The organism is Phycisphaeraceae bacterium (assembly GCA_019636795.1).
GTDB lineage: Bacteria > Planctomycetota > Phycisphaerae > Phycisphaerales > UBA1924 > JAHBWW01.
Map to the genome: position 1 here is coordinate 386,852 of JAHBWW010000004.1, position 13,908 is coordinate 400,759.

General features: G+C 64.2%; 10 protein-coding genes. 4 read left to right on the plus strand and 6 right to left on the minus strand.

Going from position 1 to position 13,908, the window contains the following annotated elements; all coding sequences use genetic code 11:
• Positions 1-10: 10 nt before the first annotated feature.
• From KF757_10645 to KF757_10665, 5 genes are all read right to left on the minus strand, one after another.
• Positions 11-2,674, minus strand: coding sequence for a tetratricopeptide repeat protein (locus KF757_10645; GenBank protein MBX3323439.1), 2,664 nt, complete (start codon positions 2,672-2,674; stop codon positions 11-13).
• A complete protein-coding gene (locus KF757_10650; GenBank protein MBX3323440.1) occupies positions 2,661-3,242 on the minus strand; it encodes a sigma-70 family RNA polymerase sigma factor in 582 nt (193 codons plus the stop codon). The genes KF757_10645 and KF757_10650 overlap by 14 nt, the downstream gene beginning before the upstream one ends.
• Before the next feature lie 116 nt (positions 3,243-3,358).
• Positions 3,359-4,165, minus strand: a complete 807-nt coding sequence (locus KF757_10655) for an isoprenylcysteine carboxylmethyltransferase family protein (GenBank protein ID MBX3323441.1) — start codon at positions 4,163-4,165, stop codon at positions 3,359-3,361.
• A 36-nt stretch (positions 4,166-4,201) separates the two neighbouring features.
• Positions 4,202-4,768, minus strand: coding sequence for an OsmC family protein (locus KF757_10660; GenBank protein MBX3323442.1), 567 nt, complete (start codon positions 4,766-4,768; stop codon positions 4,202-4,204).
• Between the two features lie 678 nt (positions 4,769-5,446).
• Entirely contained in the window at positions 5,447-6,154 is a 708-nt protein-coding gene (locus KF757_10665) for a hypothetical protein (protein ID MBX3323443.1), read from the minus strand.
• A gap of 142 nt (positions 6,155-6,296) precedes the next feature.
• Between KF757_10665 and KF757_10670 the strand changes: the two genes are divergently transcribed.
• Positions 6,297-8,081: an alanine:cation symporter family protein gene (locus KF757_10670; protein MBX3323444.1), complete on the plus strand. Its 1,785-nt coding sequence runs from the start codon at positions 6,297-6,299 to the stop codon at positions 8,079-8,081.
• A gap of 195 nt (positions 8,082-8,276) precedes the next feature.
• Here the strand turns inward: KF757_10670 and KF757_10675 are convergent, their stop codons facing one another.
• Positions 8,277-8,483 (minus strand): hypothetical protein, encoded by a 207-nt coding sequence (locus KF757_10675; protein ID MBX3323445.1) that lies wholly within the window; start codon positions 8,481-8,483, stop codon positions 8,277-8,279.
• A 422-nt stretch (positions 8,484-8,905) separates the two neighbouring features.
• Here KF757_10675 and KF757_10680 point away from each other — a divergent pair, with 422 nt between their 5' ends.
• Genes KF757_10680 through KF757_10690 form a run of 3 tightly spaced genes read left to right on the plus strand, consistent with a single transcriptional unit; the run spans position 8,906 to position 13,872 of the window.
• The gene (locus KF757_10680; protein MBX3323446.1) at positions 8,906-10,897 is read left to right on the plus strand and encodes a hypothetical protein; all 1,992 of its coding nucleotides are present in this window, start codon (positions 8,906-8,908) and stop codon (positions 10,895-10,897) included.
• Positions 10,894-12,621, plus strand: a complete 1,728-nt coding sequence (locus tag KF757_10685) for a hypothetical protein (GenBank protein MBX3323447.1) — start codon at positions 10,894-10,896, stop codon at positions 12,619-12,621. The genes KF757_10680 and KF757_10685 overlap by 4 nt, the downstream gene beginning before the upstream one ends.
• A 51-nt stretch (positions 12,622-12,672) precedes the next feature.
• Positions 12,673-13,872, plus strand: coding sequence for an aminotransferase class V-fold PLP-dependent enzyme (locus tag KF757_10690; protein ID MBX3323448.1), 1,200 nt, complete (start codon positions 12,673-12,675; stop codon positions 13,870-13,872).
• Positions 13,873-13,908: the final 36 nt, after the last annotated feature.

A 13,908-nucleotide genomic window follows, 5' to 3' on the forward strand; every position in this document is an offset into this window, starting at 1 on the left:
CCGGGCCGATTTACGGGTTTTCGATGTCGTCGAGTGCCGCAGCGAGTCGATCGCGCTGCGCTGCGGCCGCGGTCGAGCCATCGGCGTTGCAGGCCTCGATGGCCTCGCGCAGGAGTGTGGCCGCCTGGTCCGCCTCTCCAAGCCCGGCGCTGGCGATCGCCAGGGCGATGCACAGTTCGACGCGGATGGGGTGCACCGGGCCCAGGCGCTCGAGCGCGCGGGCGTGGGTGTCAATGGCCAGTGCGCGGGCTTCGTCCAGCCGCGAGAGCCTCAGCAGCAGCCGCACATAGTTGGCTGTCACCTGCAGCGTGTGCGGATGATCGGGGCCGGCGAGCGAACGCATCAGTTCGGCGGCCTGGCGTGCGAACGGCTCGGCCTCGTCGTGGCGATCCTGTCGCGACAGCGCTCCGGCCATGCCGTTGAGCAGCCCGGCGCGGCGCGGATCGTTGGGGCTGGCTTCGGACGCGGCCAGCGCGCGACGGAACATCGCTTCGGCCTCGGCATGCTGCCCCTGGCGCGAGAGCAGCCCGGCCAGCGCGCTGATACTCGACAGAGTGCTCGGGTGCTCGTCGCCAAAAACCGCGCTCTTGTGCGTGATCGTGGTTGTGAGCAGCGTGATGGCGTCGTCGAGCCTGTCGATGTCCGAGTAGGCCGCCGCGAGGTTGTGGGCCGTGGTCATGGCCCGCGGGTGATCGACGCCGATTGTTCGTTTCTGGGCTTCGAGCACCTGGGCCAGCAACTCTGCGGCTCCGGCGTCGTCGCCCATGTCCGAGAGCATGATGGCCAGGTTGTTGGCAGCGGTCTGGGTGTCGTCGTGATCGGGGCCGAGTCGGGCTTTGCGCTGAGTGTGGAGCCTGGCGAGCACGGCGGCGGCGCGGTCCGGGTATCCCCCGCGCCCCAGGGCCGTCGCAAGATTCAGTTGGGCCGACTCGGTCGGGCCGGCGTCGGGTCCGTGCGTTGTGATATGCCCGTCGAGCACGATGGCGAACAGGTCGATCGCTTCGTCGTAGCGGGCCGACTCGGTCAGAGCGCCCGCGAGGTGTGCGCCCGCTTCGAGTGTTACGGCAGCGATCGGCCCGGCGTGAGCGGTCGCGCGATCAAAGGCGTTGCGCAGCAGGGTCAGCGCCTTGGGCAGGTCGCCGAGGCGCGCGTGCGCGACGCCGAGCGTCGTGAGCATGTCGATCGCGGCGTCGGGGTTGTCGGCAAGTTCCGTGATGACGCGCGTGGCGGCGTCGTCGAGGATCTCGCGCAGCAGGGTCGTGTCGGCTCCGCGCGCGCGGGCTGGGTCCACGCTCGAAAGAACGCTGCGGGCAAAGTCGGCGGCCGCGTCGGAGCGCAGCGTCTGCTCGGCCAGCCGCGTGGCCTGCGCACGCTGCTCGATCGCCACGTATACCGCTGCGCCCGCCAGGCCCACCAGCGCGAGCACGGCCAGCGCGATCGCCGCGGTTTCGATCTTGCGGCGTCTGATCAGTTTGCCCAGCCGATAGCGCAGCGTCGGCGGCCCGGCGTCGAGCGGGGCTCCGGCCAGGAACCGCCGCACATCGGCCGCGAGGGCATCGACGGTCGCGTAGCGATCGGCCGGATCCTTGGCGATGGCTTTCATGACCAGATGGTCGATGTCGCCGCTCAGGTCGCGCCACAGCCGCAGCGTGTCGCTGTCGCGCGCTTGCGCGATCGCGTCGCCCATGTTGCCCAGGGCCATGAACCGTGCCGAGGGGCGCGGGGGGTCTTCTTGGCAGATGATGTGCATGAGGCTGAAGATCGACGCCGCGTCGAGCCTGTTGCGCTCGAACGGCGGCAGCCCGCACAGCAGTTCATACAGAACAACGCCCAGCGCGTAGACATCGGTGCGGGTGTCGATCTCGCCGCCCGAGGCCTGCTCGGGGGCCATGTACAGCGGCGTGCCGAGCAACTGGCGTGGCTGGGTGATATCGCCCGCGGCCGCGACAGCCGGAGAGGCTCCCGCGACGGCCTTGGCGATGCCGAAGTCGATCACGCGAGGACTGAACGCGCCGTCATCGTCGGTTACGAGAATGTTCCCCGGCTTGAGGTCGCGGTGAATGACGCCCTTCTGATGAGCGTGGGCAACTGCGCCGCAGACACGCTCGAACAGGGCTAAGCGCTCGTCGAGCGTCAGCCTTCGCCTGTCGCAGAACGTGCTGATGGGCTCGCCTTCGACGAACTCCATCACGAAGTACGGTCTGCCGCTGGCGGTGGCCCCTGCGTCGAAGATGCGCGCGATGGCTGCGTGGTTCATCATCGCCAGCGTCTGCCGCTCGGCCTCGAAACGCCGCACCACCGCGCCCGAGTCCATGCCCGGCCGCACGACCTTGATCGCGACGGTTCTTTGAATGGGACTGACCTGCTCGGCCCGGTACACGATCCCGAAACCGCCCTCGCCCAGCGCGCGTTCGATGCGGTACGGCCCGAGCATCGTCCCCTCGGCCAGTTCCTCATCCACGTTGCCAAACGCACCCGCTCCGAAGGTCAGGCGCGTGGGCATGGTGGCGTCGCCGAGAAAGCCCGAGGCCTGGTCATGAGCCAGCAGCAGCGCTTCGACGGCCCGCCTCAGCGTGAGCGACGCAGCGCAGGCCTGGGCGATGTACTGCTGACGCGCGTCGCCTTCGAGTTCGACCGCCTCCATGAAAATGTCTCGTGCTTCAGGCGGGTGCATCGCTGTCGTCTCCGCTCAGGAGTTGATAGAGCCGGGCCCGCGCATAGGACCACTGCCGCTTGATGGTGCGATCGCTGACGCCCAGCAGGTCGGCCACGGCCTCGACGCCGAGCCCGGCATAAAAGCGCAGGCGCACGATCTCCGCGGCGCGTTCGTCCTCGCGCGCGAGCGCCCCGATCGCGTCATCGAGCATGAGCACTGCGTGCGGGTCGTCGTCGGCCGCGAGTTCGACGATGCTCGCCGGGAGCCGCACGCGGCCTCCGCCGCGCTTCTCGGCCCCGCGCGCCCGCGCGTGATCGACGAGAATGCGCTGCATGGTCTGGGCGGCGGTACGGTAAAAGTGTGCCCGGTCCTGCCAGTCGATCTCGGCCCCGCCGAGCAGGCGCACGAAGGCTTCGTGGACCAGCCCGGTGGCGTCGAGGGTGTGGCCTTTTCGTTCGCCGGCCATGCGGCTGCGGGCGATGAGGCGCAACTGGTCGTACACGGCGGCGAGCAACCGGGCCTGGGCGTCGGGGTCGGCGGGGCCGGCCGCCAGCAGGGCCGTGATGTCGGCTCGGCTCTGGTGCATGGCGCGTCCTCCCTGCGGCGGTGGCTGCTGACGCACAGCGCGCAGGGCGCCGCCCGCCGGGCATGATACCCGACGGGCGGTCATGGTGCGACCGTCGCCATGAATCGGCCGCACCATCAGAGCCCTTTCCACCGGCGCAGAGGGTTGGGGATGATCGACGGCACGTGGCGACGGTACTGCCTGTAGTGTTCTCCGAAGGTTCTGATCAGGTCGCGCTCCTCCATGCTCACGCCCACGAGGATGTAGGCCGTCATCGCTGCAGCAAAGAGCAGGCGACCCGCGCTCATGGTCGGGGCCGACCAGAAGGCGATGAGAAACCCGAGCATCAGCGGGTGGCGGACGAGCCGGTACGGCCCGACCACCGCAAACCCGATGTGTTCATAGGTCCGCGAGAGCATGTGCAGCACCGACTGCCGCAGGCCGAAGAGATCAAAGTGCGAGATCACGAACGACGAGCCCAGCACCAGCGCCCACCCGAAGCCGAAGGCCGCCCACAGCAGCCCGCGCATGACCGGATGCTCGAACTCCCAGACCGGCCCGGGCATCGGCTGCCAGAAGGCGAACAGGGCCACCAGGCACAGGCTCGCCGCGATGACGAACGTGCTGCGCTCGGCCGCAGCGGGGATGAAGCGCGTGATCCACGCCTTGAAGCGCGGGCGGGCCATGATCGCGTGCTGCACGCCAAAGAGCAGGACCAGAGCGATGTTGACCGGAATCGCAAGAGCCAGCGGCGCGGCCGTGCCCGAGCCGGTGTGCCTGGGCACCAACACGCCGCCGACGAACGCGATCAGGTACAGGAACACCGCGAAGAACAGGGCGTAGGCGACGATGCCGTACACCCCCACAGCGATGCGCTGGGCGGTGCCGGCGGCGGCGGGCTCGGGCGCGGCGGATGGTTCGGTTGTGAGTGTGGTGCTGGACATGGCGGAGGCTCCTTCGTATACTTTCATAGCGGCGGCTCAGCAGCCCGCGATGGTCAGGCTCGGTTTGACGGCGATGGGCATGGCCAGGTTCCAGCGGTTGGGGCTGCGCGACAGAGCCGCCTCGCAGGCTGCGCGGATGTCGGCCTCGGGCGCGGCGGCATCGATCGTGACCGCGACGGCGACCTCTTCGTAGCCCGGCTTGACGGTCGCGTCGAGCCCGAAGAAGCCCGCAAGATTGAGCGTACCGCTGGTCTCCAGACTCACGCTGCGAAGGGTGATGCCGCGGCGGCAGCACTCGACGACCAGCCCGACCATGATGCACGAGTTGACAGCGGCCATCAGCAGTTCCTGCGGGTTGGGCGCTGTGTTGGTGCCGCACAGTTCGGCCGGTTCGTCGGCGTGGATCGTAAAGCCACGAGGACGCTGCTCGCCGGCGATCGTCCACTGGTCCACGCTGCTCTGGGCTTTGGTGCCCCCGAGCCATTGGGTGCGGACGGCAAAGCCGAGCTGCCCGGCGGACTGCTCGGCGGCGACGCCGGAAATGGCGGCCTGCAGAGCTTCGACATCGAGGCCGTTGAAAAGACTGGTGGTTGCGGTGGTCATGATGATGCTCCTTGTGGAAATGCTGTGTTCTGCTGCGGCAGCGAGCACCAGCCCGCCCCGACCGCAGACAAGCGGACCGACCCCGCGCGGGGGGACAGGCAGCGGGAGAAAAAGTGCTGAGGCCCAACGCCCGAAGGAGGGTGGGACGGCCACGCAGTACTGTCTTTCGGCCCCGGCGGGGCCGAGGGTTGTAGCCACGGGTGGAGCGGCGACTGCGGAGCAGGCGACGCGCAACCCGTTGACAGCGACCCTTGTCTTCTATCTCCTCGCCCCGGAGGGGCGAAGGAAGAGCGGGGTCTGTGCGATGTTCGTTTCCTCTGCCCCTCCGGGGCAGGGGAGGGAGAAGGGGGTGCTTTGTCCACGGGTTGCGCTGCGACCGGCTGATGCCGGGCTGCGCTTCACCCGTGGCTACAGCCAGCCGCCCCTCCGGGGCGTAGAACGGTGCGGGCGTGGGGTGTCGTCGGAGAAAATCGGCCCTGGCGCGGCCAAAAACGCAGCTCAGGCTCACGAGAACGCGATCTGGACCCTCGAAAATGGAGCAAAATCCTTCAAAAGTGCTCCGCAATTGAAGGGAAATGCTCCTCCATCGAAGGATTCCAGAGCTCCCGCGAGGGGAAATGAAGCTCCCGCGAGCGAAAAAAGTCCTCCCGTCGCCGCTGGCGTTGCCCTGACGCCCCCCTACCGCACGACCCGCAGCGGGACCAGGGAGATCCCGCAGGCCGCATTCCCCGCCCGGTCGGCGATCGCGATCACCTCGACCGACGGACTCGAGATCGGCAGGTCGCGCCGGACCAATTCGCTCGCCATCACGCCTAGGTCGTGCCGGACCCCCTCGGCCTCGGCCCCGAACAGGAGCACCAGCACCCCGCCGCGCTCGATCCCCGCATCGCGCGCGAGTTTGGCCAGATCGGCCGCCGGACCCCCCACCAGCAGCGAGCCGTACGAGCGGTTGGGCACCGGAACCCCCTCGACAAACGCCAGTTGCGCGACCGCTTTGAGTTCGAGCCAGAAGGCGTCGGGAGCCTCGGCGTCGGGCTCGGAGGTCGCAAACAGCGGGGCCGCCAGTCGCGTGCGGGCCGCCGCGACCGGATCGACCATCGGCGGCATGCCGGGCAGCGTGAGCACCAGATCGCACCGCTCGCGGGCCGAATCGCGCACAGCCGGATCGGGACTGGCGGGATAGGGAAACTCGCGGGCCACGCCCAGGTGCGCGGCTGTAAACGCCTGCGCCACCACCGCGTGCAGTTCCACCTCGCTCATGGCGTCAAGCCCGTAGACCGCCTGCTCGCAGGCCAGAGCCGCATCGACCTCTGACAGGTACCCGGCCACGATCGACACCAACTGATCAGTCATCCACATGATCGCTCCGCCCGGAGAATGTTGCACGCACAGGCAGAATACGCCATAATGCCCGGGCCTGACGCTCCCGATGGGGAGAAGGGTGCGGCACCGCGCGGCGCGGCCGCCGTCATGTCGGTTCGATGGCCACGCCGGACCCGCGGCGTCAATCCTCGGAGATTGCGACCCTATGGAACACTTCTGGACACTGCTCGACTCGATCAATGGCGTCATCTGGGCCGACTGGGTGCTGTATGTGGTGCTCGGCGTGGGCGTGCTGTTCACGATCTGGAGCGGATTCAGCCAGTTCAGAGCGCTCACGCACGGCTCGGCCGTGATTCGAGGCAAGTACGACGACAAGAACGACCCGGGCGCAATCAATCACTTCCAGGCATTGTCGGCCGCACTCTCGGCGACCGTCGGACTGGGCAATATCGCAGGCGTCGCCGTGGCTGTCGCGCTGGGCGGGCCCGGAGCGGTGTTCTGGATGTGGGTCGTCGGCCTGCTGGGCATGGCCATCAAGACCACCGAAGTCACGCTCTCGATGCTCTACCGCGATACCAGCGACCCCGACAACCCCCACGGCGGACCGATGTTCGTCGCCAAGAAAGCATTCAAGGAACGCGGGCTGGGCTTGCTCGGCACCACCGTCGGCGGCGTGTTCGTCGTGACGCTGCTGATCTCGACCATCACGGGCGGGAACATGTTCCAGTCGTGGAGCGTGGGGGTCATCACCGAACAGTACTTCCAGATCCCGTCGATCGTGACGGGCATTGTGCTGGCTGTGCTTGTCGGCATGGTCATCATCGGCGGCATCAAACGCATCGGCGCTGTTGCAGGACGCATCGTTCCGCTCATGTGCGGGCTGTATGTGCTTGCGGCGCTCGTGGTGGTGATCATGAACTTCACGGCCATCCCTGGCCTGCTCAAACTCATTGTTGTCGAAGCCTTCACGCCTTCGAGTGCCGAAGGAGCGTTCCTCGGCGGGACAGCGGGCTACGCCCTGCTGTGGGGCATGAAGCGGGCACTGTTTTCGTCCGAAGCCGGTCAGGGCTCGAGCCCCATTGCCCACTCGGCCGCCAAGACTGATGAGCCTGTGCGCGAAGGGATCGTGGCGGGTCTGGAGCCTTTCATCGACACCATCATAGTGTGCACACTGACGGCCATGGTCATCCTCTCGACGGGAGCCTGGAACCGCGGACCGGAGGCCATCCTCGTCGCTCCGTTCAACGTCGTCGCGGTCGAGGGCCAGAGCGACACATGGACCATCGAGACCGCTGTGCTTGGTCAGGCCAACTGGCTACCACGCAAGGAAGCCGAAGCCCGACGCATCGCTGGCGAATGGCGCACCGGCGACAAGGTTTTCGTTGTGGTGCATGCTGATGTGAACAAGAACACCGGACTCAACCTTCACCGCGTGGAGGGGGCTGTTACCGTCGGCGAAGGTCCGGAAGAAACTCAAGTAGTGTGGAAAACGTTCAAGACCAACCCCGGAACCGTCCCTACACCCGCTAGCGAGGGCACCTCGGTGTATGTTGACTATCCGGGTCCGAACCTGACTGGGCATGCCTTCGATCGCGCCATTCCCGGGCTTGGCAAGTGGCTCGTGACTCTTGCAGCATGGCTCTTTGCGATCTCCACCATGATCTCATGGTCGTACTACGGCGAGAAGGGCATCGTGTATCTCTTCGGTTCCGGTGAAGCCATCACGCTCGCGTATAAGGTCATCTACTGCCTCGCGATTGTCGTGGCGGCAGCAGGTTTCATCAAGACCGACGCCGAACTCGATTCGCTCACGGCGCTGGGCACGGGCGTCATGCTCTGGGCCAACATCCCGATCATGCTGATCTTCGGCTCACTGACAATGAAGGCGTATCACGCGTACGTTGCTCGCCTCAAGAGCGGCGAAATCGACCGGACGGCGCACAAGCCGGCTTCGATTGCGGACGTCATCGAAGGCCGCGACGTCGAATAATCGAGCAACACGTTCTATGAGAATTGACAAAGGAACCCGCGAGAGTCGCGGGTTCCTTTTTTTTACATGACATTGTTCACGCGCGAAGATTCGATGGGGCAGTGCACCTGACCATCAGCACCACTCGGCACGCATAGATGGACAATGGGAACTCGATGACGAATTGCGCGTCAAAGAAGAGGTGCCGAGCAAGACTCAGACGATCATCGCCGGATTGCGGTTCAGGTCGCGGGCCAACTGTTGGGCGTGTTCGCGGTCGCTGCACCTCCGCAGCGTGGCCCAGCCGTTACTCCCCAGTTTGCGCCAGACGTACCAATCTCCCGACTGGTCAACATCGGCGCGGAACAGGTTTTTCGGCTCAACGAGTGTCCGGGTTTGACGCATGGTGCTGGTATCAGGCATGGGTCCTCCTTTCGTGACATCTCGAACGCGAACGCCGCCGACGAGCGACGCTCGAACCAAGCCCCCGCGGGCCCCGCATCCAACTGTCAGAGCGTTCTTCCACACCGAACATTGAGACCAGGTCACAAACGATTTCCGGCCTCGCCCATCGAACGAAAACGCTCTAACCCTTCAACACCTCAGATTACCAAATCTTCTCTCGATCTGGGAGACCTTTTTGGCAATCTAGTCAATTTTTCAGTCAAATTTGCCGGCCCACCCCCTATGCTGGTGGGTCAACGTTCCGATACTACCACAGGTCGGGGGTATTCATGGATGCCTCTGCTAGGCGCGAGTACTACGCAGCAGGTGCATTTCTCTGTTCGGCACGACGCGCCAGTTTGCTGTACAGTTCATCTGAATCACCATTTGAGAGGGCGAAGATGTTCCGATATCTCGTTGTTCTGACTTTGGGCGCTGGGGTGTGTTGTGCCGAGCCGACGGTGACGGAACAGACCTTTGGAACCAGCCGCATGAACCACCCGCTTCGGGTGTACACCATTGCTGGTGCGGGAACGAAACCTGCGGATGAGAGGCCGGCGCTTCTGGTGGTTGCCGGGGTTTCAGCGGAGCATCTCGTCGGAATTCAGGTTGCGGAGCGTCTGGCTTCCCGAGTCTGGGGTGAGCATGCCGGGTTGCTTGCGGATCGGACGCTGTATGTCGTGCCGGTGGTCAATCCGGATGGTCGGCGATGGCTCGCTGGTGAGGTTGGTGGCGTGCGAGTCGAATTGGGCCGGACCAATGCCCCGTTCGATGCTGACCGCGATGGACGCACGAACGAGGATGGGCCGAATGATCTGAATAGCGACGGCATGATCACGATGATGCGTGTCAGGAACCCGCCCCGGTCGTACGGACTGGACACGGGCTGGTTGATCGACGCGAGCGAGCCCAGACTTTTGCGGCGAGCCGACCCGGAGAAGGGGGAACGTGGCGAGTATGCGTTGATTGTCGAGGGGCATGATGTTGACGGCGACGGCCGACTGAACGAAGACGGCGCGGGCGGACCGGGCAGTGGTGTTGATGTGAACATGAACTTTCCGACCCATTGGCCGGAGTTTCGTGAAGGCGCGGGTGCGATTCCTTTGAGTGAGCCCGAGAGCCTTGCGCTCGTGCGCTGGATGCAGAGCCGACGCAATATCGTCAGCGTGCTTGTGCTGGGACCTGGCGACAGCATGCTCAATAAGCCCGCGACCGGACAGTTCGATGAGACTGGGCGCATGCCCAAGGGGCTTGAACGCGGCGACGAGGCGTATCACAACCATGTGATCGAGGCATACAAGAAGCATGTGACGCTCGATTCAGCACCCGCACCAACGTATGAGGGTTCGCTGCTGGCGTGGTCGTATGCCGACTTTGGGGCGTGGTCGTTTCAGTCTGTGGTGTGGTCGCGCCCGAAACCAATGGCGGGTGATGACAAACCAAGCGAGGGGGCCACCCCCGCGAATTCTGTTCCACAGCCCGAGCCTGAGACCATCGCACCTGCAAGGAGCGAGCGAGATGTGCTGCTCGAGCAAGGCGTTCCCGTTCGATTTGCGACGTTCCTGACGGCGACGGCTGAAGAACGTCAGGTCATGGCGCAGGAGTTTCTGACTGCGAGCGAAGCGGAGCGCGCGGCTGCGATGGCTGAAATGCGTGCTCTTTCGCCCGAGTTGCAGGCGAGACTGATGGCGGCGATGCAGAACACCGCTGGCGGGAATCCCGAGGGGGCAGTCACCGAAACCGCCGTCGCTCAGCCTCAAGTCCCGCGTGGTGGAGGTCGAGGGCGCGGCGCTGTGACTCCTGCTGCGCCAGGCGCGGGGGCTCCGGCTGCTGGAGCAGGCAAACCCGATGCGGGCGAACTGGCATGGCTCACCTACAGCGATAAGCAACGCGATGGTGAAGGATTCGTCGCATGGGAGGAAGTTGAGCACCCGCAGTTCGGCATTGTCGAGGTCGGCGGGTTTGTGCCGGGATTTCGCATCAATCCACCGGAATCGGAGATTGAGCGTCTGGCTGACGAGCAGTTCGGGTTTGTCAAGGATCTGTTGCAACTGCTGCCTTCGGTATCCGTCGGACCGATCGAGGTTGAGAGGTTGAGCGATCAGGTGTGGCGTGTGGGCGTGACGCTGCACAATCCTGGCTATTTGCCGACAAGTTCTGCTGTCGGATTGAAGATTCGTCAGACCATCGCGGTCGAGATCGCGATCAAGCCTGAAGATGTCATCTCGGGCAATCGCGTCGTGCTGATTGATCGGCTGATGGGCTCGGGGAACGAGCGTCGATTGGAATGGTTGATTCGTGGCGAGCCTGGGCAGAGCGTTGAGGTCAACGTGCGATCGAATCGTTTCGGCCATCAGACCGCCGAGACCCGACTGGAAGGAGGCAGGCCATGAGATTCTTGACACTGATACTGACGATGTGCGTGCTGGGGGGCTCTGCGTTGGCGCAGGCTCATGTGCCTTCAAAGGTCGACGTGAGTTTCAATCGGTACTACGACTTTGATGAGATCGAGAACCTGCTTCATCAGTTCGCACGCGAGTATCCGGATCTTGTGACGCTCGAAAGTCTGGGCAAGAGCGAGCAGGGGCGCGAGATCTGGCTTGCGATCGTCAACCCCAAGCGCGGGCTTGCGCACACCGACAAGCCAGCGATGTTCATTGACGGGAACATTCATGGCAACGAGATTCAGGCGGCGGAAGTTGTGCTGTACACGTTGTGGTACTTGACCAAGTCATACGGGCAAATTGAATCGCTCACTTCGCTGATGGATCGATGCGCGTTTTATCTTGTGCCGGTGCAGAACCCTGACAGCCGGGCGTGGTGGTTCAGCAAGCCTTCGTCGCCACACAGCCCGCGTGGGAACCAGCGTCCGCACGATGACGATGGCGACGGGCTGATCGACGAGGACGGCCCGGATGATCTCGATGGCGATGGTTCGATCACGCAGATGTGGGTGCGCGATCCTGATGGTGAGTGGATTCGTGACCAGTGGGATGATCGCATTTTTCGCCGCGTGCCGGCGGGCAAGAAGGGCGAATGGACTCGACTCGGGCAGGAAGGCATCGACAACGACGGCGACGGTCGCATCAACGAAGACGACACGACGGCTGAGGACATGAACCGCAACTGGCCTGGCGACTGGAAGCCGAACTATGTGCAGGGCGGTGCCGGGCCGCATCCGCTCAGTTCGCCCGAAACGCGCGCGGTCGCCGAGTTCGTGCTTGCACATCCGAACATCGGGGGGTATCAGAGTTACCACAACGCGGGGGGGATGATGCTGCGCGGGCCGGGCGCAGCGTACCGCGAGAACTTTTATGGCAGAAGCGATCTGAACGCGTATGACGAGATTGGCCGAACGGGAGAGCAGTTGCTCCCCTACTACCGCTATCTCGTGATTTATCGCGATCTGTACGGCGTGCATGGCGGAGAGGTCACATGGGCAGCCGAGAGTCTGGGCATCGTCGCGTTCACGAATGAACTCTGGACAGCGGACAAGTACTTTCAGCGCGAAGGCGGGGCCGACGAGGAGCGCATGTGGGTCTGGCGGGATCGTCTGGATTTCGGCCAGACTTTCACGCCGTATACGGAGGTCGATCACCCGCAGTATGGCAAGGTGCTCGTAGGCGGGCTGAACAAGTGGTCGAGCCGAAACACTCCGACATTCATGCTTGAAGAAGAATGCCATCGGAATTTCGCGTTCACGATGTTCCATGCCGAGCAGTTGCCGAGCGTCAAGTTCGGCGGGCTGACCCTGAATCAGTTGGGAGATCGGCTTTGGGAAGTTACGGTATCGGTGGAAAACGAGTCTCGCATTGCGACGAGGCTCGAACTGATGGCTCGGCGGGGTATCGGACTTTCGGATCGGTTGGAAGTCGAGCTCCCGGCCGGGGCGCGTGTTGTGACGAGCGGGTCAATCCGCTCACGCCGCGACGTGCAGATGAACGAGGTACGTTTTGAACCTGGTCGAGTCCTGCTCGATGGTGGCGTGCCTGGCAGAGGGCAGATTCTGCATCGGTTCATCATTGACGCCGCGCCGGGTACAAAAGCGACGCTGCGTTTCACGTCGCAACGGGCGGTCGACATTCAGCGGGAGTTGACGCTGGAACTTGTTCGGTAGGCCGGGCGGGACTTTCATTCGGGCAGTCGCTGTGTGTATACTGGCGGTTCGATGGTGAAGGATTTTGTCTATCTTGATAACGCTGCGACGAGTTGGCCCAAGCCGCCATGCGTGTCGCGCGCGATGGTCGAGTTCCTCGAAACCAGTGCAGGAAACCCCGGGCGCGGCGGACACATGCTCGCGCGAGCCGCTTCGGCGACGATTGAGCAGGCGCGAGCACTCCTTGCCGAACTCATCAATGCCGAGTGTGACTCGCGTGTTGTGCTCACGCACGGCTGCACTGATGCGGTCAATCTTGCGATTCATGGCATCTTTCGCGGGGCGATGTGCCAGTCGTGCGGGGGGCTGCCGCATGTCGTTGCATCAGCGATCGAACATAACGCAGTGCTGCGCACGCTGCATGGATATGAAGAGGACGGCCTGATAACGCTCGATCTCATTCATTGCGGCACGGACGGCCTGATCGACCCGGGCGAGTTTCTGGCGGCTTGCGGCGAGAAAACTGTGCTGGCGTGCCTGTCGCACGCTTCGAACGTTCTCGGCACGATTCAGGATGTGCGTGCAATCGGGAGCGGTCTTCGAGAGCGGGCACCACGGGCGTTGTTTCTGGTTGACGCGGCCCAGACGGCTGGACATATTCCGATCGATGTGCAAGGCTGCTGTATCGACCTGCTTGCGATCGCAGGGCACAAAGGTTTGCTCGGCCCGACGGGGACCGGGGCGTTGTATGTTGGTTGCCGGGCGTATCCGGATGATTGCGCCCAGCCGCACCTGTTCTGCGAGCGTCGTGGCGGCACCGGAGCGATGGCCCCGGGGCTTGACATGCCCGCGACTCTGCCCGATGCGCTTGAGGCGGGCACGATGAACGCGGTGGGTTTTGCCGGTCTCATCGCGTCGATGAATGAGATTCACTTGCTCGATCACGATCGAGAACGAATGCACATTGCGACGATCGTTGATGGGCTTGGGTCGATGAAGAGCGTGACGCTCTATGGGCTGCGAACGGCTGCCGGCCGCACGCCCTCGATTGCGTTCAATGTTGGCAGTCTGGCGGCTCGCGCGGTCGCGGCACAACTCGACAGCGAGTTTAATATCGCGGTGCGTGGCGGTGTGCACTGCGCGCCCATGCTGCATCAGATCATCGGGACCGGAGAACGCGGGGCGGTGCGTGTCAGCCCGAGCATGTTCAATACCGATCAGGATGTTGAGCGGTTCCTGCGGGGTGTTGATGCCGTCGCAACGAGCGTATGAGGTCTGGGTCCTAATCTCGGAGTGCGCCGGGCCGGG